At 66.5% G+C, this 22,810-nt stretch carries 26 protein-coding genes, 1 other RNA gene and 1 pseudogene; 12 read left to right on the plus strand and 16 right to left on the minus strand.

Going from position 1 to position 22,810, the window contains the following annotated elements; all coding sequences use genetic code 11:
- From VFJ08_RS12340 to rsmI, 8 genes are all read right to left on the minus strand, one after another.
- The coding region (locus tag VFJ08_RS12340; protein WP_324997517.1) for a Mur ligase family protein at nucleotides 1–555 on the minus strand (555 nt) is incomplete at its 3' end.
- Nucleotides 552–2,051, minus strand: a complete 1,500-nt coding sequence (locus tag VFJ08_RS12345) for a UDP-N-acetylmuramoyl-L-alanyl-D-glutamate--2,6-diaminopimelate ligase (protein WP_324997518.1) — start codon at nucleotides 2,049–2,051, stop codon at nucleotides 552–554. The genes VFJ08_RS12340 and VFJ08_RS12345, both read right to left, overlap by 4 nt.
- A 1-nt stretch (nucleotide 2,052) precedes the next feature.
- Nucleotides 2,053–3,780 (minus strand): penicillin-binding protein 2, encoded by a 1,728-nt coding sequence (locus VFJ08_RS12350; protein WP_324997519.1) that lies wholly within the window; start codon nucleotides 3,778–3,780, stop codon nucleotides 2,053–2,055.
- Nucleotides 3,777–4,046 carry a cell division protein FtsL gene (ftsL, locus tag VFJ08_RS12355; protein ID WP_324997520.1) on the minus strand — a complete coding sequence of 90 codons (270 nt, stop codon included), beginning with the start codon at nucleotides 4,044–4,046 and terminating at the stop codon, nucleotides 3,777–3,779. Before ftsL ends, VFJ08_RS12350 begins: the two co-directional genes overlap by 4 nt.
- The gene (gene rsmH / locus VFJ08_RS12360) at nucleotides 4,043–4,990 is read right to left on the minus strand and encodes a 16S rRNA (cytosine(1402)-N(4))-methyltransferase RsmH (RefSeq protein ID WP_324997543.1); all 948 of its coding nucleotides are present in this window, start codon (nucleotides 4,988–4,990) and stop codon (nucleotides 4,043–4,045) included. The genes ftsL and rsmH overlap by 4 nt, the downstream gene beginning before the upstream one ends.
- 56 nt (nucleotides 4,991–5,046) lie before the next feature.
- Nucleotides 5,047–5,508, minus strand: a complete 462-nt coding sequence (mraZ, locus tag VFJ08_RS12365; RefSeq protein WP_324997521.1) for a division/cell wall cluster transcriptional repressor MraZ — start codon at nucleotides 5,506–5,508, stop codon at nucleotides 5,047–5,049.
- A gap of 395 nt (nucleotides 5,509–5,903) precedes the next feature.
- Nucleotides 5,904–6,260, minus strand: an RNA gene (gene rnpB / locus VFJ08_RS12370) — RNase P RNA component class A.
- Nucleotides 6,261–6,317: 57 nt separating this feature from the next.
- Nucleotides 6,318–7,163: a 16S rRNA (cytidine(1402)-2'-O)-methyltransferase gene (gene rsmI / locus VFJ08_RS12375; protein ID WP_324997522.1), complete on the minus strand. Its 846-nt coding sequence runs from the start codon at nucleotides 7,161–7,163 to the stop codon at nucleotides 6,318–6,320.
- Between the two features lie 138 nt (nucleotides 7,164–7,301).
- Here rsmI and VFJ08_RS12380 point away from each other — a divergent pair, with 138 nt between their 5' ends.
- The 3 genes from VFJ08_RS12380 to VFJ08_RS12390 are packed head-to-tail and all read left to right on the plus strand — an operon-like array spanning nucleotide 7,302 to nucleotide 10,274.
- Nucleotides 7,302–9,335, plus strand: coding sequence for a penicillin-binding protein activator (locus VFJ08_RS12380; RefSeq protein ID WP_324997523.1), 2,034 nt, complete (start codon nucleotides 7,302–7,304; stop codon nucleotides 9,333–9,335).
- Nucleotides 9,317–9,685 carry a YraN family protein gene (locus VFJ08_RS12385; RefSeq protein WP_324997524.1) on the plus strand — a complete coding sequence of 123 codons (369 nt, stop codon included), beginning with the start codon at nucleotides 9,317–9,319 and terminating at the stop codon, nucleotides 9,683–9,685. Before VFJ08_RS12380 ends, VFJ08_RS12385 begins: the two co-directional genes overlap by 19 nt.
- Nucleotides 9,675–10,274, plus strand: coding sequence for a D-sedoheptulose-7-phosphate isomerase (locus tag VFJ08_RS12390; RefSeq protein WP_324997525.1), 600 nt, complete (start codon nucleotides 9,675–9,677; stop codon nucleotides 10,272–10,274). Before VFJ08_RS12385 ends, VFJ08_RS12390 begins: the two co-directional genes overlap by 11 nt.
- A 27-nt stretch (nucleotides 10,275–10,301) precedes the next feature.
- Here the strand turns inward: VFJ08_RS12390 and VFJ08_RS12395 are convergent, their stop codons facing one another.
- The 8 genes from VFJ08_RS12395 to VFJ08_RS12430 form a co-directional block, all read right to left on the minus strand.
- Nucleotides 10,302–10,745: a ClpXP protease specificity-enhancing factor gene (locus VFJ08_RS12395; protein WP_349257004.1), complete on the minus strand. Its 444-nt coding sequence runs from the start codon at nucleotides 10,743–10,745 to the stop codon at nucleotides 10,302–10,304.
- Nucleotides 10,746–10,780: 35 nt separating this feature from the next.
- Nucleotides 10,781–11,410: a glutathione S-transferase N-terminal domain-containing protein gene (locus VFJ08_RS12400; protein ID WP_324997527.1), complete on the minus strand. Its 630-nt coding sequence runs from the start codon at nucleotides 11,408–11,410 to the stop codon at nucleotides 10,781–10,783.
- A gap of 145 nt (nucleotides 11,411–11,555) precedes the next feature.
- Complete coding sequence (hisD, locus tag VFJ08_RS12405; RefSeq protein ID WP_324997528.1) at nucleotides 11,556–12,860, minus strand: histidinol dehydrogenase; 1,305 nt, start codon at nucleotides 12,858–12,860, stop codon at nucleotides 11,556–11,558.
- A 2-nt stretch (nucleotides 12,861–12,862) separates the two neighbouring features.
- Nucleotides 12,863–13,522 (minus strand): ATP phosphoribosyltransferase, encoded by a 660-nt coding sequence (gene hisG / locus VFJ08_RS12410; protein ID WP_324997529.1) that lies wholly within the window; start codon nucleotides 13,520–13,522, stop codon nucleotides 12,863–12,865.
- Nucleotides 13,519–14,811 carry a UDP-N-acetylglucosamine 1-carboxyvinyltransferase gene (gene murA, locus VFJ08_RS12415; RefSeq protein WP_324997530.1) on the minus strand — a complete coding sequence of 431 codons (1,293 nt, stop codon included), beginning with the start codon at nucleotides 14,809–14,811 and terminating at the stop codon, nucleotides 13,519–13,521. The genes hisG and murA overlap by 4 nt, the downstream gene beginning before the upstream one ends.
- An 11-nt stretch (nucleotides 14,812–14,822) precedes the next feature.
- The gene (locus VFJ08_RS12420; protein WP_324997531.1) at nucleotides 14,823–15,065 is read right to left on the minus strand and encodes a BolA family protein; all 243 of its coding nucleotides are present in this window, start codon (nucleotides 15,063–15,065) and stop codon (nucleotides 14,823–14,825) included.
- 62 nt (nucleotides 15,066–15,127) lie between these two features.
- The gene (locus VFJ08_RS12425; protein WP_324997532.1) at nucleotides 15,128–15,883 is read right to left on the minus strand and encodes an ABC transporter permease; all 756 of its coding nucleotides are present in this window, start codon (nucleotides 15,881–15,883) and stop codon (nucleotides 15,128–15,130) included.
- Nucleotides 15,880–16,812 (minus strand): ABC transporter ATP-binding protein, encoded by a 933-nt coding sequence (locus tag VFJ08_RS12430; RefSeq protein WP_324997533.1) that lies wholly within the window; start codon nucleotides 16,810–16,812, stop codon nucleotides 15,880–15,882. The genes VFJ08_RS12425 and VFJ08_RS12430 overlap by 4 nt, the downstream gene beginning before the upstream one ends.
- A gap of 99 nt (nucleotides 16,813–16,911) precedes the next feature.
- On the opposite strand from VFJ08_RS12430, the gene VFJ08_RS12435 reads away from it, so the two are divergent.
- The 9 genes and pseudogenes from VFJ08_RS12435 to VFJ08_RS12475 all read left to right on the plus strand — a co-directional run.
- Complete coding sequence (locus VFJ08_RS12435; protein WP_414707069.1) at nucleotides 16,912–17,898, plus strand: KpsF/GutQ family sugar-phosphate isomerase; 987 nt, start codon at nucleotides 16,912–16,914, stop codon at nucleotides 17,896–17,898.
- 73 nt (nucleotides 17,899–17,971) lie between these two features.
- The gene (lptC, locus tag VFJ08_RS12440; protein ID WP_324997535.1) at nucleotides 17,972–18,526 is read left to right on the plus strand and encodes an LPS export ABC transporter periplasmic protein LptC; all 555 of its coding nucleotides are present in this window, start codon (nucleotides 17,972–17,974) and stop codon (nucleotides 18,524–18,526) included.
- A 10-nt stretch (nucleotides 18,527–18,536) separates the two neighbouring features.
- On the plus strand, nucleotides 18,537–19,052 hold the full coding sequence (lptA, locus tag VFJ08_RS12445) for a lipopolysaccharide transport periplasmic protein LptA (protein WP_324997536.1): 516 nt from the start codon (nucleotides 18,537–18,539) through the stop codon (nucleotides 19,050–19,052).
- Nucleotides 19,052–19,813 carry an LPS export ABC transporter ATP-binding protein gene (gene lptB, locus VFJ08_RS12450; RefSeq protein ID WP_324997537.1) on the plus strand — a complete coding sequence of 254 codons (762 nt, stop codon included), beginning with the start codon at nucleotides 19,052–19,054 and terminating at the stop codon, nucleotides 19,811–19,813. Before lptA ends, lptB begins: the two co-directional genes overlap by 1 nt.
- Nucleotides 19,810–21,273: an RNA polymerase factor sigma-54 gene (locus VFJ08_RS12455; RefSeq protein WP_324997538.1), complete on the plus strand. Its 1,464-nt coding sequence runs from the start codon at nucleotides 19,810–19,812 to the stop codon at nucleotides 21,271–21,273. The genes lptB and VFJ08_RS12455 overlap by 4 nt, the downstream gene beginning before the upstream one ends.
- Nucleotides 21,274–21,325: 52 nt before the next feature.
- Complete coding sequence (hpf, locus tag VFJ08_RS12460) at nucleotides 21,326–21,652, plus strand: ribosome hibernation-promoting factor, HPF/YfiA family (protein WP_324997539.1); 327 nt, start codon at nucleotides 21,326–21,328, stop codon at nucleotides 21,650–21,652.
- A gap of 13 nt (nucleotides 21,653–21,665) precedes the next feature.
- Nucleotides 21,666–22,130 carry a PTS sugar transporter subunit IIA gene (locus VFJ08_RS12465; RefSeq protein ID WP_324997540.1) on the plus strand — a complete coding sequence of 155 codons (465 nt, stop codon included), beginning with the start codon at nucleotides 21,666–21,668 and terminating at the stop codon, nucleotides 22,128–22,130.
- Nucleotides 22,131–22,161: 31 nt separating this feature from the next.
- Nucleotides 22,162–22,659, plus strand: a complete 498-nt coding sequence (locus VFJ08_RS12470; RefSeq protein ID WP_324997541.1) for a hypothetical protein — start codon at nucleotides 22,162–22,164, stop codon at nucleotides 22,657–22,659.
- Nucleotides 22,625–22,810 (plus strand): annotated as a pseudogene (locus VFJ08_RS12475) (integrase); the annotation flags it as partial. The gene VFJ08_RS12470 and the pseudogene VFJ08_RS12475, both read left to right, overlap by 35 nt.

Consider the following 22,810-nt stretch of genomic DNA (forward strand, 5'->3'; position numbering starts at 1 on the left):
CCAGCCGGCGTTGGTGATCACGCCCACGTCCGGGCGCGCGAGGCCGGCCAGTTGGCCGATCTCGCCGGGATGGTTGGCGCCCATCTCGATCACGGCGCGCTCGGCCGAGGCGTCCAGACGCATCAGCGTCAGCGGCACGCCTAGATGATTGTTCAGGTTGCCCTCGCTCGCCATGACCGGTCCGGCCGCGGAAAAGATCGCGGCGAGCATCTGCTTGACCGTGGTCTTGCCGTTGGAGCCGGTCACGCCGACCACCGGCCCGGCGAAACCCGCCCGGGCCAGACGCGCGGCCCGCGCCAGCGCGTCCATGACATCATCCACAACCAGCTGCGAAATCCCGGCTTCGACCGGGTGGTCGACCACCGCGGCCGCCGCGCCGGCCGCACCGGCGCGGGCGACGAAATCGTGACCGTCGGCGTGCGCGCCGGCCAGCGCAAAGAACAGCGCGCCAGGCGCGATGCGCCGGGTATCGATGGCAGCGCCGTCGAATACGGCGTCGTCGCCGATCAAGCGCGCGTCGAGCGCCAGCGCGAATTCGGACAGCCGACCCTTCACGCCCCCTCCAATGCGTGGCGGGCAACCACGCGGTCGTCGAAAGAAAAAATAGCGTCGCCGTAGCTCTGGGTGGACTCATGGCCTTTGCCGGCGATCAGCACCACATCGCCCGGCCCGGCCGCCGCGATCGCCGCCGCGATCGCTTCGCCGCGCGCATGCACGACGGCGTAGCGCGCCGCGGCCGCTTCGGGGATACCGCCGATCACGTCGGCGACGATCGCCGCCGGGTCCTCACCGCGCGGATTGTCGTCGGTGATCCAGAACCGATCCGCATGGCGCGCGGCGACCGCTCCCATCAGACCGCGCTTACCGCGATCGCGATCGCCGCCGCAGCCGAAAACACACAACAACCGGCCTTCGACATGCGCCGAAAGCGCGGACAACGCGGCCTCCAGCGCGCCGGGTGTGTGTGCATAGTCGACGATCACCAGAGGTTGATCGTCTTTTCCGTCGATGCGCTCCATGCGGCCCGGCACGGTCGGCACCGCGGCCAGCGCCTCGACGGCCTCGGCCAGCGACACGTCGCGGACGAGGAGCACCGCCAATGTGGCGGCGAGGTTCCACGCGTTGAATAACCCGACCAGGCGACTGGCTAGCGTCGCCGGGCCGAGATGCGTGGAAAAATCGACCACCAGACCGTCGGCGCGCGCATGCACGGCCTCGATCCGGACGAATTGCGGGTATCGGCAAACCTCGGCCGACCGGCCGTAGGCGATACGCGCGACCCCGTCGGCGGCACGCGCCAGCCACTCGCGGCCGGTGGCATCGTCGGCGTTGAGCACGGTGGCGCGCAGCCCCGGGCGCTCGAACAGACGCCGCTTGGCGGCGACATAGGCGGCCTGATCGCCGTGATAATCCAGATGATCGCGGCCGATCTGGGTCAGCACGGCGACATCGAACGCCACCGCGTCGATACGCCGCTGGGCCAGCGCGTGCGAGGACACTTCCATCGCCGCGGCGCCGTGCCCGGCGGCCAGCAATCGCGCCAGCCAGCGCTGCAGGCGCGCGGCATCGGGCGTGGTATGCGTGGCTTCGGCCAAGTCGTCGACAGCGCCGAAACCCAGCGTGCCGAGATAGCCGCAACGCGTGCCGAGCGCATTCAACGCCCGCGCGATCAACCAGGCACACGACGTCTTGCCGTCGGTGCCGGTCACGCCGGCCACGAACAGGCGTTCGGCGGGCGCATCGTAGAGTCGCGCGGCGATGGCACCGACATGCGTCGACAGATCGGGCACGGCCACCGCCGGCAAATCGTGGCCGGGTTCGGTGCGACCGTCCGGCTCCCACAGCATGGCCGCGGCGCCGGCGGCCGCCGCCGCGCCCGCGTGCGCGATCCCGTGGACACGCGCCCCGGCGCAGGCGGCGAACAAGGCGCCGGGCGTGGCCTGACGGCTGTCGAGCACGATGTCCGACACCGCGACCTCGGGCACGCCCGAAACGTCAAAACCCGCCAGCAATTGCGGCAGGTCTTTTCGTACTTGCAGGTCGGCCAGCACCCTAGCCTCCCACCGTCGACGATTCGGCGGCCGCGGTGAGCACGCCCGGATTGTCGGGCGGCACGTGCAGAATCCGCAACGCGCTGGACATGATGTCGGAAAACACCGGCGCGGCCACCGTGCCGCCGTAGTAGGACCCCTTGGTGGGGGAATCGACCACCACCAGCGTGACCAGTTGCGGGTTGTCCGCCGGCGCCATGCCCACGAACAGCGCCCGGTGGCGTTCGTGGTTATAGCCGTCGTCGCCCATCTTGCGCACCGTGCCGGTCTTGCCGGCCACGGTGTAACCCGGCACCTTCGCCCGCTCGGCCGTGCCCTCGGGGCTGATCACGCCGCGCAGCAGCTGCCGCATGGTCGCCGCGGTGGAAGGTTTGATCGCTTGTTGCGGCGGCGGGTGCATGTTCGCGCCCTGGCCCAAGATCAGGCGCAGGCTGCGCAGCTTGCCCCGGTCGGCGATCGCGCCGTAGGCCCGCGTCAGCTGCAACGGCGTGACCGCGAAACCGTAGCCGTAAGACGCGGTCGCGGTCTCGATCTCGCCCCAGGTGTAATAATCGCGCAGCACACCGAAGCGTTCGCCGGGAAAGCCGGAGCCGGTGGTCTCGCCGAAGCCGAAGTCACGGAAGTTCTGCCAGACGTTCTTCGGCCCCATCTTCAGGCCGACATGCGCGGCGCCGACGTTAGAAGATTTTTGCAGGATCTTGGCGAAATTCTCGTCGCCGTAGTTGAGTTCGTCCTGGACCGTGAACCCATTGACCATGAACCAACCGTGGGTATGGATGATGCTCGAGGTGTCGTACAGCCCGCTGTCGAGCGCGCCCGAGAGCACGATCGCCTTGGCGGTCGAGCCCGGCTCCATCACGTCGGTGGCCGCACGCATGCGCATATCGCCCGGATCGATGGTCGAGCGATCGTTCGGGTTGAAGCTGGGATAAGACGCCACCGCCAGAAGCTGCCCGGTGTTCGGGTCGAGCATGACCACCACGCCGTCCTTGGCCTGGTGGCTGATCACCGCTTCCTTGATATTGCGATAGGCCAGATACTGCAGCCGCAAATCGATCGTCAGTTTGAGGTCGTGGCCGGGCTGCGGCGCCTTGAACTCGTTGACGTCGTCGACCACGCGCCCGAGGCCGTCCTTGATCACCTTGCGCTTGCCCGGCGAGCCCGACAGAAAGTCGTTGCGCGCCAGCTCCAGGCCCGACTGCCCCTTACCGTCGATATTGCTCAGACCCACGAGTTGGGCGGCCGCCTCGCCGGCCGGGTAATAGCGCTTGTACTCGCGCTGCAGAAAAATGCCGGGCGCGTCGATGGCCATCACCTGATGCGCGTCGTACGGCGAAAGCTGACGCTTGAGATAAAGAAACTGCCGGCCCTTGTGTCGTTCCAGATCGCGTCTAAGCTCGCTCGCCGACAGGCCGAGCTGTGCGGCCAGCGGGCCGATCTTCTCCGGCGCCTTGAGCACGGCCGAGGGCACCGCCCAAACCGACTCGGTCGGGGCCGACAGCGCCAGCGGCCGGCCGTTGCGATCGACGATCGCACCGCGATGCGCGGGTATTTTGACCGTGCGCACTTGGCGAATATCGCCCTGATGGGTCAGAAACTGCACGTCGAACACTTGCAGATAGACCGCGCGCCAGACCAGCGCAACCCCAAACACGGCGAACACGCCAAGCACGAACCAAGCGCGCCAGCGCGAGGGCGTGAAGTGCTCGGGGTCGTCGTCGCGGCTCATGGATTCGCTCCCAGCACGACATACTCGTGCGGCTGAATCATGCCGAGCTTGTTGCGGGCGATCTGCGCCACCCGGTCCGGGCTCGCCCAGGCGCTGTCCTCGAGCTGGATCTGGGCCCACTCGCTGGCCAATTGATCCTGGGTCAGACGCGCCGACTGCAATTCGTAAAACAGTTCGCGCGTCTTTTGCGTCGATTCCACCACCGCGATCGCGCTGACCAAGTTCAGCGCCAGCAGCCCGAGCAGTACCGGCACACGGCGCGTCACGGCGCCACCTCGGGCGCAGTCGTGCGCTCGGCGACGCGCATGATCGCGCTACGGGCGCGCGGGTTGGCAGAGCGCTCCGTTGCGCCGGCCGTGACCGGCTTGCCGATCAGGCGCAACGCCGGCTCGATCGCCGGCGCCATCGGCAACTCGGGCTGCCTGGGCCGGGCCTGATGCCGAAAGAAACGTTTGACGCGCCGGTCTTCCAGTGAATGAAAGCTGATCGCGGCCAAGCGCCCGCCCGGGGCGAGTACCGCCAGCGCGGCGGCGAGACCGGCGTCCAGCGCGCCGAGCTCGTCGTTGATATGCATGCGAAACGCCTGGAACGTGCGGGTCGCCGGATGCACCCGCTTGCCGGCGGCCACGCGCGCCGGAATAGCGTTCTTGATAATCGCGGCCAGCGCCGCGGTATCGGTCAGCCGGCCCGCAGCGCGCGCATCCACGATCGCGCCCGCGATACGCCCGGCCATCGGCTCCTCGCCGAGCGTCTTGATGACGCGCGCAATCTCGCCGTGGGAGGCGCTCGCCAGCCAGTCGGACAGTGGCGCGCCGACATCGGGGTCCATCCGCATGTCGAGCGGGCCGGCATGACGAAACGAAAAGCCGCGCTCGGCGATATCGAACTGCGGCGACGACACGCCGAGATCGAACAGCACACCGTCGATATTCGCGATTCCACGATCGGCCAGCGCGGCCGCCATGCCGCCAAACGACGCGCGCACGAATTCCAACCGCGCATCGGCCGCCGCCAATGCATGGGCGTGGCGCTCGGCATCGGGGTCCCGATCGAAGGCGATCACCCGGCCGTCGCGGCCGAGTCGCTCCAGAATGGCGGCGGTATGTCCACCCCGGCCGAAAGTCGCATCCACATAGCGGCCGTCGGGGCGCACGGCGAGCGCGCTGATCGCAGCCTCGAGCAGGACCGGTTGATGTTCGGCGTCGGCCATGGCGGTGACGGACCTCGGCGCGGTGGCGGTGGGTGCGCGGCGTGCGTTCGGTTCTTTCATAGACTGATGTCCATCAGAACGTCGGGCAGTTCGCCGTTGGCGGCATCGTCGGCCAGCGTTTCGGCGGTGTCGGCGTTGCGTTGATCGAAAGTGTTCTCATCCCAGAGTTCGAACAGGTTGCCGATCCCCGAAAGCACCGCCCTGGACTCCAGCCCCGCGGCCGCGCGCAGATTAGCCGGCAGCAACAGCCGACCCTGGCGATCCATATCGATATCGCGTGCATTGCCAATGAAGAACCGCTGAATACTGCGCACCTTCGGATTGAGGCTGCCGCGCGACAGCAACTGCTGTTCGAAAGCTTGAAACTCAGGGCCGGGATAAATCAGCAGACAGCCGTCCCAGTGGCGGGTGATCACAAGCCGGCCACCGCAGTCGTCGATCAACGACTGACGATAGGCAGCCGGGATCGCAATGCGACCCTTGGCGTCGATCGTGATCGGATGTGACCCCTTGAACACTGGTGGTGGTTCCTGTTCGCCGACTTAACCCACTTTATCCCACTTCTCGCCCTTCGGCGCCACTATAGGCAGCGCCAAAACAGAGTGTCAAGTTTCTCGGCAGGCTAAAAGATCCCGCCAATCAATTGTTTCCGAGCCATCCATGGGGCGATCACGTCAAGCCAAAAAGCAATTTTTTAAGCTTTATGTTCAACCGCTTGATAGCAATTAATGTATATCCATACAGAATAAACCGCGTCCAATACGCCAAAAGCGGCGCAATACATCCGACTTGTCGATGTCGGTGGGTGGAAGTGGTAGCGGCCCGGAGGCGGTGGGTCGGCGTCCCACCGGCGATGAGAACGAGCGCCGGAAACGAACCCGGCGCCAAGGGGCTGCTAATGACGCGATAAAAGATTCGGAGTCGGCCGGTAAGCCGGGTTCTGTCGCGCACAGTCATTCATCTGGGACTGCCGTCACCGGCAGCCTCATGCGACCTACCCGAGGACTGTGCGGGCCGCACGTCGTCCTCCTATTTGGTCTTGCTCCGGACGGGGTTTACCGTGCCGCGAGCCGTTGCCGGTCGCGCGGTGCGCTCTTACCGCACCGTTTCACCCTTGCCGGGCTCGCCGTCGGCGAGCCGTAGGCGGTCTGCTTTCTGTTGCACTTTCCGTAGGCTCACGCCTCCCAGGGGTTACCTGGCGTCCTGCCCTGTGGAGCCCGGACTTTCCTCGACATCGATCCCTCGACGCCGCGACTGCGTGGCCGACTCCGAATGCGGATTCTAGGGCCTATCGACATCTCGCGCGAGACCGTTTTCGGCAAGCCGTTTACTCGTCGAGCTCGATCGCACGCCGATAGGCCGCATTGCGCGCGGTACCGGTCAGCCGGGCGGCGATCGCGGCGGCCTTCTTGGTGCCGGCCAGCGGCACCAGCTCCGCGAGCAACGCGTCGAGCGAGATTTCCTGCATCGATGCCTCTTCTCGTTCCGGCGCGCCGTCGATCACCAGCACGAATTCGCCGCGCCGCCGGTTGTCGTCGGCCGCCAGCCACGCGGGCAGCGCGTCGGCGGAGAGCGCCACGCTCTGTTCGTGCAGCTTGGTCAACTCACGCGCCAGCACCAGCCGGCGCGCGCCCAAACGCGCGGCCAGGTCGGCCGCGGTGGCCGCGATCCGGTGGCTGGATTCGTAGCAGACCAGGGTCCGCGGTTCGCCCGCCAGTGCATCGAGCCGGGCGCGTCGGGCGCCGGCCTTGCTCGGTAAAAAGCCCTCGAAGACGAAGCGGTCGGTGGGCAGGCCGGCGATCGAGAGCGCCGCGATCGCGGCACAGGGCCCCGGTACCGCCAGCACCGCGTAGCCCTCGCCGCGCACTGCGGCGACCAGCGCATAACCGGGGTCGCTGATCAGCGGCGTGCCGGCATCGCTGATCAGCGCCACGCGCTCGCCGGCGGCCAGCCGCGCGAGAATCCGCTCGATTCGCGCGCGCTCGTTATGCTCGTGCAACGAAATCAGCGGGGTGGCGATGCCCAGATGCGAGGTCAGGCGGCGGCTGTGGCGCGTATCCTCGGCAGCGATCACATCGGCGGCGGCCAGAACCTCGCGGGCCCGTGGCGACATATCGTCGAGATTGCCGATCGGCGTGGCGACGATCGAAAGCGTGGCCGCTGACGATGGCATGCTGGCGTCCTTTCCAATAAAGCCATATACGAGACCGGGATCGCCGCCGCGCGACGCCGCCGCTTTCGCGCTGATATTATGCGGCAACACGCGCGCGGCGGGGGCCGCGGGGCGGATCGTCTTCCGGGAGCTACAATAATGACAGTCTTCAAGGCAGGCCTGCGGGCCGCAGCGATCATGGTCAGCGCCGCGGCGATGGCCGGATGCGCTTCCCAGATGGCCGGCGGGCCGTCGTCGCAGCCGAGCAGCCCGGCCGATGCCGCGGCCCGGGCCGCCGCGACCGGACACTATCAAGAGGCCGTTCGCGAGTACATGCGCGCGTCCAGCCGGGCTAGCCGGCCGGATGCCCGATACCGGTACCGGCTCGAAGCCGGACTGGCCGCGGCCCAGGGCGGCGACGCCAAGACCGCCCGGCAACTGCTCGCCGGCATCAACCCGGATAGCCTGGATGCCACCGATCGGGCGCGCTACAACCTTGCCCAGCGCGAGATCGAAATCGCCGATATGCCGCCGGGCCAGGCCCTGACCCGTCTGCCGAAACCGACACGCAACACCGTGCCCGCCGTGGCCCAGCGCGTCTGGGAAAAACGCGCCGCATTGCACTTTGCCGACAACGATCCGGTTCAGGGCATCGAGGCTTTGGTACAGCGCGATGTCTGGTTGATGAACGACCGCGCCGCGCGCGCCAACGACAACCGCATTTACGACAAGTCGCTGGACGCGATCGGGCTCGGCATCGGCCCCAACAGCCGCGCCGCCGCCGACGCCGGCAAGACCACCCGCGGCTGGCTCGCGCTGGCGCAGATCGGCCAGCAGCGTTTCGCCGATCGCGCCGCGCGCGACCGGGCGCTGGCGAACTGGCAGCGCAAGTATCCGAACCACCCGGCCAACCGCAGCGTGCTGGCCAAGCGCTTCAACTACGCCGGCGCGACCCCGGTGGCGCCGCGGCAGCCGGGCCGGTTCAACGGCGGCGTCATGGGTCCGGTGCAGCCCACCAGCGATCAGGTCGCCCTCGCCCTGCCCACGACCGGCCGGTTCAAGAACGCGGCCCAGGCCATCCGCGACGGCTTCATGTTCGCCTATCGGAACAAACCGGGCGGCATGCCACGGCCACTGATCTACGATAGCGCCAGCATGCCCCCGCGGGCGCTGGTCTCGCGCGCCGAGAGCGACAATGTCGGTCTTCTGGTCGGCCCGCTGGGCAAGCCCGAGGTCACGGCGATGTCGAACGCCGCGCTGCCGATGCCCGAGATCGCGCTCAATACCTCGAGCCAGGCGAGCCGGCGGCCGGGCTTCTACCAGTTCGGGCTGGCGCCGGAAGATGAAGCCAAATCGGCAGCCGCGTACGCCGTACAAGCCGGCTACCGGCGCGCGCTGGCCCTGGTACCCAGCGGCGAATGGGGCGACCGCGTGCTGGACGCCTTCCGTAGCGCGCTGACCGTCCGCGGCGGCCGGCTCATCGGCTATCAAACCTATGACGGCGACAGCCACGATCACACCCAGGCGATCAAGGCGGTGCTGCAGAATCAGCCCAGCGCGGATTTCATCTTTGTCGCCGCCCAGCCGCTGCAGGCGCGCCTGATCCGCAGCCAGCTAAAGTACTATCATGCCTTCGATCTGCCGATGGTCACCACCTCACACGCCTACTCCGGGCAGGTAAACCCGGGCGAGGATATCGACCTAAACGGTGTGCACTTCGTGGACATGCCGTGGCTGCTCGGCCGGGGCGGCACGATCACCCGGCTGCGCCGCGAAGCCGCCGACGCCTACGGCATGGAAGCCAAAGCCTATGCACGTCTGTTCGCCATGGGCATGGACGCCTGGCTGCTGGCGCGCCGGCTCTACCGGAGCGGGTTGTCGCCGCAACAGCCGATCGAGGGCATGACCGGCGTGCTCTCGGTCCAGCCGGACGGCTATATCAGGCGCTATCTCGGTTGGGCGGTGTTCCGCAACGGCCGGCCGCAGACGCTGTCGATGCCGTCGATCAGCCAAGCGCGGCGCGGCGACAACTACGCGCAGCAGAGCGCCAACGCCATGCCCTCGAATCCGAATCCGTCGTCGGGCCCGAACCGGTTCGACTCGACCCGGACTCAGGGTTTCAAGCCGTTACCGCCACGGCGACAGTCCGCGCCGTCGGGCAACGATAACGGCCCGTGGCCGTCGGAAAACTAAGCCGTCTCGCGCTCGGCCGTGACGCCGAAACCCGCGTCGATCGCGCGGCCCGGCGCCGCGGCTGGCGCCGTGTGGCCAGAAATTACAATGTACGCGGCGGCGAGTTGGATCTGGTCTATCGCACCGCCGATTTGCTGGTCGTGATCGAGGTGCGCTATCGCAGCCGCGGCGATTATGGCGGCGCCGCCGCCAGCGTCACCCGGGCCAAGCAACGGCGCATCATCCTCGCGACCCGGTATCTGCTGGCCGCGCACCCGGAATACGCCGATCTGGCCGTGCGTTTCGACGTGGTCGGCGTCGACCGCGCCGACACCCTCAACTGGATAGAGAACGCTTTCTATGCCGAATGATGTTTCTGCCGTCGCGACCGTAGCTGATCTATTTGCCGACAGCCGACGCGCCAACGAGGCGACGCTGGCCGCGACCGCCGATGCCATACCCGCGGTCGCCGAGCGGATTCTGGCCTGCTGTAACGCCGGCAACAAGATCCTGGCCTGCGGCAACGGCGGTTCGGCGGGCGACGCTCAACATTTCGCCTCGGAACTGGTCAACCGGTTCGAGCGTAACCGGCGGCCGCTGGCCGCGCTTTCACTGGTGACCGAAAGCTCGACCCTGACGGCGATCGCCAACGATGCCGGCTACGACCGGGCTTTTTCGCGGCAGGTCGAAGCATTGGGCCGCCCCGGCGATGCGCTGATCGCGATTTCGACCAGCGGCAACTCGGCCAACGTGATCACCGCCATCGACGCCGCCCATGCCCAGGGGCTGTCGGTGATCGCGCTCACCGGCCGCGACGGCGGAACGATGGCGGGTCGGCTCGGCGCCGGCGATATCGAACTGCGCGCGGCCTCGGACGTGACCGCCCGCATCCAGGAAATGCATCTGTTGATCATCCACTGCATCTGCCGCCTGATCGAGGACGCCATCGCCCTGGAATGAGCGCTGCGTGGCCGGCGCGCAATGCGCCTATTTCACGACCTTCAGATGCGGATGCTTCTTCCGGGTCGGGGTGTCGTCGCCACCGTCGCCGTCGCTTTCGGTCGCTTCGGACTTACGTTCGCGACCGGCGAAGGTTTCTTCGCTGGCGGTCTCGGTTTCCTCGACTTCGCCGAACAGCATGCCTTCGCCGTTCTCGCGGGCGTACAGCGCGAGCACCGCGCCCGGCGGCACGGCCACGTTGTAGCTGGCGCCGGAGAAACGCGCGGAGAAGCTGATCAACTGATTGTCGAGCGCGAGCCCGCGCACCGCACCCGGGCTGACGTTGATGGTGATCTTGCCGTCGTCGGTGACGAACTGGCGCGGCACGTCCACGCCTGGTGCGTCGGCGGCCACCAGCAAATGCGGCGTGAGATCGTTGTCGAGCACCCAATCGTAAAGGGCTCGGATGAGATAGGGGCGTCGCGAAGTCAGTTCGGCCATTCCAATTTCGCCTCGTCGTCGTTGCCTCAGTAAGCCGCCAGCGCCGGCCGCATGTCGGCCTCCTCGGCGGACAGACTGGCCTCGAAGGCCGGGCGCGCGAACAAGCGCGCGGCATACTGTCCGAGGCGCTCGCCGTGCCGGGCGGGCAGGCTCACCTGATAATGCTCCAATCGCCAAAGTATGGGCGCCAGCGTACAATCCAACAGCGAGAACTCCTCGCCGATGTAATGTCGGGGCGCGAACTCCGCGGCCAGGGTCGTGAGCAGTTCGGTCATCCGCGCCCGCGCCTTGCGCGCCACCGCCGGCGTGCCTTCCAGGTCCTCGCAGAGCGCGTACAGATCCGACTCCATGCGGAAGATCGCCAGCCGGTACTGCGCCCGAAGCACCGGGTCGGCCGGCATCAGCGGCGGGTGCGGATAGCGTTCGTCGATATATTCGACGATGATTCGCGGATCGTAGACCACCAGTTCGCGATCGACCAGCGTGGGCACGGTGTTATAGGGATTCAGGTCGATCAGATCCTCGCTCTGTTCGTCCTCCCGCAGTTCGACCACATCGTAGTTGGCCACGCCCTTCTCGGCCATGACCAGCCGTACGCGATGACTGTGAACCGATCGGCAATGGCTGTAGAGGGTGATCGAGGAACGACGGGCCATACTGGTTTCCTGTTCGACGCCGGCGCGGCTGCGGCGACGGCTCGCACGCAACGCATCGCGGATGTCTATGAACGTCCGCCGAATATAGCACGCCGACGTCTTACCGAACGCTCAGCGTGGCAGGTACCACACTGGCGCAACCGGGCTAGCCGGCGCGCCGGCCGCGAGCGCGGGCCGATGCCGCCGCGGCGTGGGCGTACAGCCCTTCGCCTTCGGCCAGACGAACCGCGATCGGGGCCAGCCGCTCGGCGCCGGCTTCGCTGGCCGAAACCAGCGATATCCGCTTTTGGAAGTCGTAGGCACCGAGCGCGGAGGAAAAACGCGCCGTGCGGCCGGTCGGCAACACGTGATTCGGCCCGGCGCAGTAGTCGCCGAACGCTTCCGGCGTGCGATGACCCATGAAGATCGCCCCGGCGTGGCGGATGCCGTCCAGCAGCGCCCCGGGGGCGGCCACGGCCAGTTCCAGATGTTCGGGCGCGACGGCGTTGACCAGGTCGATGGCCTGGTCGAGATCGGCGCAGCGGATCAGCGCGCCGTGGCCGGCAAGCGCGGCGCGAATGATGGCCGCCCGCGGCTGCTCGGAAATCAGGCGCTTGACCGCGGCGTCCACCGCGTCCAGATAATCGGCATCCGGGCTGACCAGGATCGCGCGCGCCATTTCGTCATGCTCGGCCTGGGCGAACATATCCAGCGCCGCCCACTCGGGATCGCCGGTGCCGTCGGCCACGATCAGCACTTCCGACGGCCCGGCCACGGATTCGATGCCCACGCGCCCGAACACCTGCCGCTTGGCCGAGGCGACATAGGCGTTGCCCGGCCCGACGATCTTGTCGACTTCCGGAATGCGTTCGGTGCCATAGGCCAGCGCGGCCACGGCCTGCGCACCGCCGATCGTGAAGAAACGATCCACGCCGGCCACCGCGGCGGCCGCCAGCACCCATTCGTTGACCACGCCTTCGGGCGCGGGCGACAGCATGACGATCTCCGACACACCCGCCACCTTCGCGGGCACGGCGTTCATCAACACGCTGGAGGGATAGGCCGCCTTGCCGCCCGGCGCATAGACCCCGGCGCGTTCGATCGGGCGCACGAGCTGGCCGAGTTCGTTGCCGTCGTCATCGTGATAACGGACCGGCGCGATCTTTTGCGATTCGGCGAACGCCGCGATCCGATCGGCAGCCGCCTCGAGCGCGGCCCGGTCGGCGGGGCCCAAGCCCTCGAGCGCCCGGCGCATACGCGAACGCGGGATCTCCAGCGCGTCGAATTCGACGTCCGGGCGCCGGTCGAGCTCGCGCGTGTATTCGAGCACGGCGATGTCGCCGCGCTCGCGCACGGCGGCGATGATTTGCCCCACCCGCGCATCGATTTCGGTCTGCGCCGGGCTGTCGCGGTCGATGAGCGCGGCGAACCCGGCGTCAAACCCGGCAGCCGCGGTATCGAGCCGTCGCATATTCATGCCGCCTGCCCCGCGGCGCCCCGAGCGAACAGCTCGACCAGTTCGCTGATCGCGGCGTGTTTCATCTTCTGCGCGGCCTTGTTCACGACCAGGCGCGCACTGATGTCCTCGAGCACCTCGAACGGCTGCAGGCCGTTGGCGGCGAGGGTGTTGCCGGTATCGACCAGATCCACGATCACGTCGGCCAAGCCCACCAGCGGCGCCAGCTCCATCGAACCGTAGAGTTTGATGATCTCGACCTGACGGCCGAGGCGCGCGAAATGCGCCCGCGTGGTCTCGACGTACTTGGTGGCGACCCGCAACGGCCGGTGGCTGGCCGCATCCATCGCCCCCGGCAAACCGGCGGTCATCAGCCGACAGCTAGCGATGCCCAAATCCAGCGGCTCGTAGAGATCGGCGCCGCCGTGCTCGATCAGCACGTCCTTGCCGGCCACGCCGACATCGGCCGCGCCGTAGGCCACGAACGTCGGCACATCGGACGCTCGGATCACCAGCAGGCGCAGGCCGGGCTTGTTGGTGGCGAACACGAGCTTGCGCGATTCGCCCGGATCGACCTCGGGCTGGATACCGGCGGTCGCCAGCACCGGCAGCGTGTCGTCCAGAATGCGGCCCTTGGACAACGCCAGCGTGACGGTATCCGGATCGGCGCTGCTCATACCGCGACCCCTCTGGCGGTGACCGGCGCGCGATCGGACACGCGCCGGATAGCGCCGCCGAGCTGGGCCATCTTCTCCTCGATGCATTCGTAGCCGCGATCGATATGATAGATGCGCCGGACCTCGGTGGTGCCCTCGGCGATCAACCCGGCGATCACCAGCGAGGCCGAGGCCCGCAGGTCGGTCGCCATCACCGGCGCGCCGGTGAGCTTCTCGATTCCGCTCACGCGTACGGTGTGGCCTTCCTGGCGAATCCGCGCGCCCATGCGCTCCAGTTCGGAGACATGCATGAAGCGATTTTCGAACACGGTCTCGGTGACCATACCGACCCCGTCGGCGACCGCGTTGAGCACGCAGAACTGGGCCTGCATATCGGTGGGAAAGCCGGGATGCGGCGCGGTGCGCACATCGACCGCCTTGGGCCGCCTGCCCTGCATGTCCACGCTCACCCAATCCTCGCCCCGCGTCACTTGGGCGCCGGCGTCGGCGAGTTTGGCCAGCACGACGTCGATCAGACCCGGATCGGTGTGCGTGACCGTAACCTTGCCGCGGCTGGCGACGCCGGCCACCAGGAAGGTGCCGGTCTCGATGCGATCGGGCACCACCCGGTGGGTGGCGCCGTGCAGCTTGGGCTGGCCGTGAATGGTGATGGTGGCGGTGCCGGCGCCCTCGATCCGCGCGCCCATCGCGATCAGGCAGTTGGCCAGGTCGATCACCTCTGGTTCGCGGGCGGCGTTCTCGAGCACCGTGACGCCCTCGGCGAGCGTGGCGGCCATCATCAGGTTTTCGGTGCCGGTCACCGTGACCATCTCCATCGGAATACGCGCGCCCCGAAGGCGCCGGCATTTCGCCTTGACATAGCCGCCCTCGACGCGGATCTCCGCGCCCATGGCCTCCAGCCCGCGCAGATGAATATCCACCGGGCGCGCTCCGATCGCGCAGCCGCCCGGCAACGACACCTCGGCCTCGCCGCGCTTGGCCAGCAGCGGGCCCAGCACCAGGATCGAGGCGCGCATGGTCTTGACCAGATCATAGGGCGCCACGCAGCGGCTGATGGTCGAAGCATCGGCCTCCACGACCATATAATCACCGACCGTGACCGACACGCCCATATGCGCCAACAGCACGTTGGTGGTGGTCACGTCCTCCAGATGCGGTACGTTCTCGATGAACAGCGGCTCGTCGATCAGCAGCGCCGCGGTCATGATCGGCAGCGTGGCGTTCTTCGCGCCCGAAGCGCGCACGGTGCCGTTTAAGGGCGGCCCACCCTCGATACGCAGAAGATCCATGCCCGAGCCCGCTACGACGCGCTGCCGGCCTGGTCCGGCGTCATGGTCTTGAGCGACAGCGCATGGATCTCGTCGCCCATGCGCTGCCCGAGCGTGGCGTAGACCATGCGGTGCTGCTCCACGATGCCCTTGTCGGCAAAGCTCGGGCTGATCACGCGCGCGGCGAAGTGGGTGCCGTCGTCGCCGACCACCTGCACGTCGGCATCCGGCAGTCCGGCTTCGATGAGTTCGCGTATGGCGTCTGGGCTGTACATGACTCTGGCCTCCAATGACTGGCGCAAAATGCTAGCACGCCGGGCGCATCATCCGAGCGTGATCACCCGCGAATCTTGGTGCCGCGGGCGAGCATGGTGATCGCGATCGCCGACACCACCACGAAGAACGCCGCGGCGACCGCCAGGCTGATCAGCGGATTGGCGTCCCCGACCCCGAAGAAACCGTGCCGGAATCCGTCGATCATGTAGAAGAACGGATTGAAATACGACGCGTGCTGCCAAAAGGCCGGCAGGTTGTGAATCGAATAAAACACGCCCGAGAGAAAGCTCATCGGGAGAATGAAGAAGTTCTGGAATGCCGCCAGATGATCGAATTTGTTGGCGAGAATCCCGGCGATCAACCCCATTACCGCCAGTGTGCCGCCGGAAAAGACCAGCATCGCCAGCATCAGCAACGGCTCATGAATCGGCACGTGCACGAAAAACTGGGTGACGATATAGAGCACGGTCGCCACCAGCACCGCGCGTACCAGCGACGCCACAATATAGGCCAGATAAATCTCGAAGGCCGACAATGGTGTCATGAGAAGAAACACCAGATTGCCCATGATCTTGGACTGGGTGATCGACGACGAGGTATTGGCGAACGAGGTCTGGATGATACTCATCATCATCAGCCCGGGCACCAGAAACTCCACCGCGCGCACGCCCTCGATGGTCTGGCCGGCTAGCACCTGGCCGAACACCGCCATATACAGGAGCGCCGTGACCACCGGCGCGCCCACGGTCTGCAGAATCACGCTGTAGAAGCGGCGGACTTCCTTGATGAACAGCGTATAGCAGCCGCGCCAGTTCATGCCGCCGCCTCGGATTTGGACTCCATGGTCAGCTCGACGAAGATATTCTCCAGCGACGGCTCGCGGGTGTGTACGTCGGTGATACGCCAGCCCGCGTCGCGAATGCCCTCGATCACGTCGCCGATGAAATCCTCGCCCTGCTTGAGCTTGAGATCGAGCGTATCGCCGCGCCGTTCCTCGACCAGCCGCTCGACGCCGGCCGGCAGCGCGCCGCCGTCGCCGGTCAGCTCCAGCGACAGAAAACGATACGGATGCCGGCCGAGCAACGTATTCTTGTCTTCCAGCACCTGCAGCTCGCCGTGATTGAGGATCGCGATCCGATCGCACAACGCCTCGGCCTCCTCCAGATAATGCGTGGTCAGCACGATCGTATGGCCGGCGGCGTTGAGGTCGCGGGTGAACTTCCACAGCGTGCGCCGCAGCTCGACGTCCACGCCGGCGGTCGGCTCGTCGAGAATCACCACCTCGGGCTTGTGCACCAGCGCCTGGGCGATCAGCACGCGGCGTTTCATGCCGCCGGAGAGCTGGCGAATCGAATCCGTGGCCTTGTTTTCGAGTTCGAGGCGCTCCAGCAGTTCGTCGATCCAGGGCCAGACTTCCTTGCCGCAGCCCTGGTAGCCGGCTTGTAGGCGCAGCATCTCGCGCACCGAGAAAAACGGATCGTAAACCAATTCCTGCGGTACCACGCCCAGCGCGCGCCGGGCGGCGCGATAGTCGGCGACGACGTCGTGGCCGAGCACGGCCACCGAGCCGGACGTCGCCTGGGCCAAGCCGGCGGTAATGGAGATCAGGGTAGATTTGCCGGCGCCGTTCGGCCCCAGCAGACCGAAGTATTCGCCGCGCCGAATATCGAAGGACACGCCCTTGAGCGCGTGCGTGGTCGCATAACGCTTGTGGACATCCATAAAGGATATCGCCGTATCGGTCATGACTTGGATGTGGATCGGGGCAAGACCGCGCAGTATACGCGCCGCGTCACGGCGTCCCAAGTCGGCGCGGCGTCGCGTGAAACGGCAACAGGCCCTAGAATGCGCCGCATGAACAGCGAGACCCTCATCGCCGCCGGACGGCGCACGATCGCCATTGAAGCGGCCGCGGCCGCGGCGCTCGAAGCCCGCATCGACGGCGCCTTCGCCGATGCCGCGGCGCTCATGATGCGTTGCGCCGGGCGTGTGATCGTCACCGGCATGGGCAAGTCCGGGCACATCGCGGGCAAACTTGCGGCGACGTTCGCCTCGACCGGCACGCCGGCCTTTTTCGTGCACCCCGGCGAGGCCAGCCACGGCGATCTCGGCATGGTTACCACGCAGGATGTGGTCGTCGCCCTATCCTATTCCGGCGAAACGGCCGAAATCCTGACCATTCTGCCGCTGCTCGGCCGGCTGGGCGTGCCGTTGATCGCGATGACCGGCAAACCGGGGTCGACGCTGGCCGCCCGGGCCCATGTCCATCTGGATGTCTCGGTCGAGATCGAGGCCTGTCCGCTGGAACTCGCGCCCACGTCCTCGACCACGGCCGCTTTGGTGATGGGCGACGCACTGGCGATCGCCCTGCTCGAAGCCCGCAACTTCACCGCCGAGGATTTCGCCCGCAGCCATCCGGGCGGCACGCTCGGCCGACGGCTGCTCTTGACCGTGGCCGACGTCATGCACACCGGCGGCGCGCTGCCCCTGGTCGGTGAACGGGCCATGCTGCGCGAAGCGCTGCTGGAAATGACCGCCAAGGGGCTCGGCATGACCGGCGTGATCGACACCGGCGGCCGGCTGATCGGTCTGTTTACCGACGGCGACCTGCGCCGCGCGCTGGACCGCGATCTCGATATCAAGCGCGCGGAAATCGCCGACTTCATGACCCGCGCGCCCAAGACCGTCGGCCCCGACGTGCTCGCCGCCGAGGCCGTGCGGCTGCTGGAAACCCATCGCATCGGCGGCGGCGCGCTGATGGTGGTCGACCACGAAACGCGCCCGATCGGCGCACTCAACATGCAGGATCTGCTGCGGGCGGGCGTGATATGACTTTTCTCGACCGACCCGGCGCCGCGCGCGAGGCTCGCGGGCTGATCGGCGTCGTCCGGCGAGGCGGCTGAAGATGCGGCGCATCGGCGCGATACTGGCGATAGCATGCCTGGTCCTGATCGGTCTGGGCGTTTGGATCGGCTCGAACCGCCACACGGCGGCCGAACCCGAACCCGTGCGCACGCCCGATAACAGCGATTACTACATGCAAGGCGCCACGGTGTACCAGATGTCCCCGCGGGGCCAGCTCGCGTATCGTATGCAAGTCGCGCAGACGCTGCATTTCGCCGACGGCTCGGCCCGGCTTTCCGATATTGACGTACACTATCTCGAAGGCACCCAAACCTATTGGAACCTGCATGCCGACAAGGGCCGCGTCCCGGCCGGCCAACGTGATCTGTATCTCTATGGCGGCGTGATCATTCATCATCCGCGCAAAAACGGGAATATGGTCAAGGTGACCACGCCGCATGCCTGGGTACATCCCAAGGCCAACCGGATCAAATCGGACGCGCACGTCACCGCCATCGAACCCGGACGAAAGATCACCGGCGACGGCATGCGGATCAACCTGGATACGAACAAGCTGAATCTGCTCGACAATGTTCATGTCACCTACACGCCCTGACCGCCGCGCCATGCGTTTATTGCTGCTCGCCCTGACGATGGCCGCCGTACTGGCTTTTGGCCCGGCGCAGGCGGCCGGCAACGACCAATCGCAGCAGTTGCCGATCCATATCCAGTCCGACAACGCCGATTTCACCCAGAAATCGGGCGTGAGCACCTACACCGGCGACGTCCGCCTGACCCGCGGCGGCCTGACGCTGACCGGCGACAAGCTCGTGATCACCCGGCTCAACGACCGTAGCCGGATCCAGGCGGTGCTCACCGGAGACCCGGCGCATATCGACAAGCAGCCCGATTCGTCCGGCGACCAGGTCGTGACCGGGCACGCCCATCGGATCGAATACAGCAACGACAGCTCGGTGATCACCCTGCGCGGCAACGCCGAGGTCAACCGTAACGGCGATCAGATCCGCGGCGCGGTGATCACCCACAACCTCGATACCGGCGCCACGCACGCCGAAAGCGGTCAGGGCGACAAGGCCCGAGTGCACATCACCATCCAACCGGCCAAGCACGACGATTCCTGATGACCGCCGCGAACCGGACCGCCGCCGTGGCCAGCGACGCGGAACTGACCGCGACCGGCCTGTGCAAGCGCTACAAGGGGCGCGACGTGGTGCGCGACGTGGACTTATCGGTCGCGCGGGGCGAGGTGGTCGGCCTGCTCGGGCCCAACGGCGCCGGCAAGACAACATCCTTCTATATGATCGTGGGCTTGGTTTCGCCCGATAACGGCGAGATCCAGCTCGACGGTCGGCGCTTGGTCGGGCTGCCCATGCATCGGCGCTCGCAGATGGGCATCGGCTACTTGCCACAGGAGGCCTCGGTTTTTCGCAAGCTGAGCGTGGCCGACAATATCCGCGCGATTCTTCAGGTGCGCAAGGACCTCGATCGCGCCGCCATCGAACGCGAACTGACCGATCTTCTGGACGAACTCTCGATCGGCCATATCGCCGACTCCAAGGGGCTGAACCTGTCGGGCGGCGAACGGCGCCGGGTCGAGATCGCCCGCGCGCTGGCCGCCCGCCCCACTTTCATGTTGCTGGACGAGCCGTTTGCCGGCATCGATCCGATCTCGATCGGCGATATTCGCGGCATCATCCGGCATCTGCAGAATCGCGGCATCGGCGTGTTGATCACCGATCACAACGTGCGCGAGACGCTGTCGATCTGCGACCGGGCCTATATCCTGGCCGACGGCTCGGTAATCGCCGCCGGCGCCGGCGAGCGGATCCTGGCCGATCAAAAGGTTCGCGACGTCTATCTGGGCGAGGATTTTCGGCTATGAAGCAGACGCTCGGTCTCAATCTAGGCCAGACGCTGACCATGACGCCGGCGCTGCAGCAGGCGATCCGCATGCTGCAGCTCTCGACCCTGGATCTGAAGAGCGAGATTCAGGACGCCCTGGAATCCAACGTCATGCTCGAGGCCGACGACGGCCACGACGAGATCGACGCCGGCGAGAGCGCCGAAGCCCGCAACCGCGAGCGCGAACCGGCCGCCGGCCAGAACACGAACGAAAACAGCGACATCCCGGAGAACCTACCGGTCGACGCCGACTGGAACGATATCTATGCCGGTAGCGCGGCCCCGGCCGCCCCGGCGCCGACCGCCGACGACGAGGATTACTGGGACTATCGTCAGGCCAACCTGTCGAGCACGCCGGATCTGTATGCGCATCTGACCTGGCAGGCGGATATGCACCCGTTTAGCGCGGACCAGCGGGCGATCGCGGCGGTGATCATCGACGCGATCGATACCAACGGTCTGTTGCTGGACTGGAACGAAGTCGGCCCACGCATCGCCGAGGATTTCGCGCTATCCCCGGCGCCGGTCGAGGCGGTGCTGCACGCGATCCAGGACTTCGATCCACCCGGCGTGGGCGCCCGCAGTCTGGCCGAGTGTCTGGCCATCCAACTGCACGGCCTGCCCGTCGATGTCCCGGCCCGCGAGATCGCGCTCACGCTGGTCACACGCGGATCGCTGGAACAGCTCGCCGACCCGAACCGGGACGCCCTGGCCCGGCGGCTGGCGGTCGAACGCGCCGACCTGGAGGCGGCGATCGAACTGATCCAGACGCTACAGCCGCACCCGGGCGAGGCCTTCACCGAGCACGAATCCGACTATGTGATTCCCGAGGTGTTCGTCACTCGCGGCTCGGACGGCTGGCACGTCGCGCTCAACGCCGACATCGCGCCCCGGCTGCGCATCAACAGCCAGTATCTGGCCTTGATCAAACGCGCCGACAAGTCGGCCGACCAAACCACGCTGAAATCGCACCTGCAGGAAGCGCGGTTCTTTCTCAATAGCCTGAAATCGCGCAACGACACCCTCCTCGAAGTAGCGCACCGCATAGTTGAAGCCCAGCGCGCTTTTCTGGAATATGGCGAAGAGGCAATGAAACCGCTGGTGCTGCGCGACGTGGCCGAACAACTCGATATTCACGAATCCACCGTATCGCGGGCGACGGCCAACAAGTACATGCAGACACCGCGTGGCATCTTCGAGCTCAAGTATTTCTTCTCCAGCCACGTATCGACCATCGATGGCGGCTCGGCTTCGGCCACGGCGATCCAGGCCATGATCAAGCGCATGGTCGCCACCGAGGCGCCGAACAAGCCGTTGTCCGACAGCAAGCTCGCCGAAGCGCTGCTCGACAACGGCATCCAGGTCGCACGCCGAACCGTGGCCAAATACCGTGAAGCCCTGTCGATCCCGTCCTCGCACGAGCGGCGTAAGGCGGGATGAGCGGACGAATGTTAATCCTTGTTTGTTCACCCAAGCTGCCAAGGAGTAAGCGATGAACCTGAACATCTCCGGCCACCATGTCGACATGACCAATGCACTGCATCAGTACGTGGCCTCAAAGATGGAACGCATCGAACGCCATTTCGATCAAGCGCTCGACGCAGAAGTGGTTCTCGAGGTCGAAAAATTGCGGCACAAGGCCGAAGTGACCATGCAATTGAGCGGCGCGACGCTGCACGCCGAGGCAATCAAGGAGGACATGTACGCCGCCATCGACTGCATGGTCGACAAGCTCGACCGGCAGACCCTGCGGCACAAGGAAAAAGCCTGCGATCATCACAACCGCCAGGCCCGGCATATCGATATGAGCACGGACTAGAACCCGATTCCGCATGAATATCGCCGATATCGTCGCGCCCGAACGGGTCCGGCTGGCCGCCGACGTGCAGTCGAAAAAGCGTGCGCTGGAACAGCTGGCCGACATTCTGGCCGACGGCACGCCCTATCTGACCGCCGCCGACGTGTTCAACGGGCTGATCGGCCGCGAGAAACTCGGCAGTACTGGCGTGGGGGACGGCGTGGCCATCCCCCACGCACGCCTCAAGGGCATCGACGACTGCATCGGCGCCTTCATCCGTCTGCCCCAGGGCGTGGATTTCGAAGCCACCGACGAGCAACCGGTTGATCTCATCTTCGGCATGCTGGTGCCCGAGGAAGCGACCGACGAGCATCTCAAGCTATTGCGCCAATTGGCCGAGATCTTCTCCGCGGGCGAGACCCGCTCCGATCTGCGCGACGCTGGCGACGATCGCGAACTGCACCGCGCCCTGCTCGACCACGACACGATCGCCACCTAAAGCCTTATCGCAACCACAAGCCGCCCCGCCTATGGACAAACCCCGCGCCGAGTCCGGTGAGGCCGCCGATCGCCGGGTCACCATCGAGGCCCTTTACGAGCATCTGTCCGACTCGCTCGGGTTGCGCTGGCCCGAACCGGCAATCGGCGCCGCCGGCACGCTCGGCGCGACCCAACACGAGGGCTGGCGCGTACCTACGGTCGGCTATCTGAATTTCATCCATCCGCCGCAGGTCCAGATCGTCGGCAACCCGGAGATCGCCTATCTCGACGAATCGTCCGGGGAACTGGCTAGGCATCTGCGCCATCAGCTCACCCGCGGCGCGACCCGGCTGGTGGTCGTGGCCGACGGCCGGCGCCTACCCTACACTCTACACCAGGCGCTGCGCGACGCCGAGCCTTGTCCAATGACACATGAGCCTGAGCGAAGCGCGCGATTCCAGGGTGAGATGAGCCTGAAGGCGGTCTGGAGTTTGGGATCATCGGAGCATGATCGTGCGACTCCATACCCAAAGACTCCAGACCATTGACGAGATTCGAGCGTTCGTTGCGGCCAGTCAAGCCGCCGACTTCGCGATCACCGATCGTGACCAAGCGCACCGCTTCATCAGCCAGACGCTGCGCCGCTTCGGCTATGCGCGGCGCGGCCGGGCCGACAAGGGCGTATTGCGCCGTTATCTG

The organism is Salinisphaera sp. (genome assembly GCF_035690525.1).
In the GTDB taxonomy this organism is placed as follows: Bacteria; Pseudomonadota; Gammaproteobacteria; order Nevskiales; family Salinisphaeraceae; genus Salinisphaera.

What these genes read in the sequence shown, in the direction of transcription:
- rsmH (WP_324997543.1), bottom strand. Translation starts at nt 4,990, where the DNA reads ATGGCCGACGCCGAACATCAACCGGTCCTGCTCGAGGCTGCGATCAGC.
- VFJ08_RS12380 (WP_324997523.1), top strand. Translation starts at nt 7,302, where the DNA reads ATGACAGTCTTCAAGGCAGGCCTGCGGGCCGCAGCGATCATGGTCAGC.
- VFJ08_RS12390 (WP_324997525.1), top strand. Translation starts at nt 9,675, where the DNA reads ATGCCGAATGATGTTTCTGCCGTCGCGACCGTAGCTGATCTATTTGCC.
- VFJ08_RS12455 (WP_324997538.1), top strand. Translation starts at nt 19,810, where the DNA reads ATGAAGCAGACGCTCGGTCTCAATCTAGGCCAGACGCTGACCATGACG.
- murA (WP_324997530.1), bottom strand. Translation starts at nt 14,811, where the DNA reads ATGGATCTTCTGCGTATCGAGGGTGGGCCGCCCTTAAACGGCACCGTG.
- VFJ08_RS12470 (WP_324997541.1), top strand. Translation starts at nt 22,162, where the DNA reads ATGGACAAACCCCGCGCCGAGTCCGGTGAGGCCGCCGATCGCCGGGTC.
- rsmI (WP_324997522.1), bottom strand. Translation starts at nt 7,163, where the DNA reads ATGCCATCGTCAGCGGCCACGCTTTCGATCGTCGCCACGCCGATCGGC.
- lptC (WP_324997535.1), top strand. Translation starts at nt 17,972, where the DNA reads ATGCGGCGCATCGGCGCGATACTGGCGATAGCATGCCTGGTCCTGATC.
- hisD (WP_324997528.1), bottom strand. Translation starts at nt 12,860, where the DNA reads ATGCGACGGCTCGATACCGCGGCTGCCGGGTTTGACGCCGGGTTCGCC.
- lptA (WP_324997536.1), top strand. Translation starts at nt 18,537, where the DNA reads ATGCGTTTATTGCTGCTCGCCCTGACGATGGCCGCCGTACTGGCTTTT.
- VFJ08_RS12350 (WP_324997519.1), bottom strand. Translation starts at nt 3,780, where the DNA reads ATGAGCCGCGACGACGACCCCGAGCACTTCACGCCCTCGCGCTGGCGC.
- VFJ08_RS12465 (WP_324997540.1), top strand. Translation starts at nt 21,666, where the DNA reads ATGAATATCGCCGATATCGTCGCGCCCGAACGGGTCCGGCTGGCCGCC.
- hisG (WP_324997529.1), bottom strand. Translation starts at nt 13,522, where the DNA reads ATGAGCAGCGCCGATCCGGATACCGTCACGCTGGCGTTGTCCAAGGGC.
- lptB (WP_324997537.1), top strand. Translation starts at nt 19,052, where the DNA reads ATGACCGCCGCGAACCGGACCGCCGCCGTGGCCAGCGACGCGGAACTG.
- VFJ08_RS12400 (WP_324997527.1), bottom strand. Translation starts at nt 11,410, where the DNA reads ATGGCCCGTCGTTCCTCGATCACCCTCTACAGCCATTGCCGATCGGTT.
- VFJ08_RS12425 (WP_324997532.1), bottom strand. Translation starts at nt 15,883, where the DNA reads ATGAACTGGCGCGGCTGCTATACGCTGTTCATCAAGGAAGTCCGCCGC.
- hpf (WP_324997539.1), top strand. Translation starts at nt 21,326, where the DNA reads ATGAACCTGAACATCTCCGGCCACCATGTCGACATGACCAATGCACTG.
- VFJ08_RS12420 (WP_324997531.1), bottom strand. Translation starts at nt 15,065, where the DNA reads ATGTACAGCCCAGACGCCATACGCGAACTCATCGAAGCCGGACTGCCG.
- VFJ08_RS12430 (WP_324997533.1), bottom strand. Translation starts at nt 16,812, where the DNA reads ATGACCGATACGGCGATATCCTTTATGGATGTCCACAAGCGTTATGCG.
- VFJ08_RS12435 (WP_414707069.1), top strand. Translation starts at nt 16,912, where the DNA reads ATGCGCCGCATGAACAGCGAGACCCTCATCGCCGCCGGACGGCGCACG.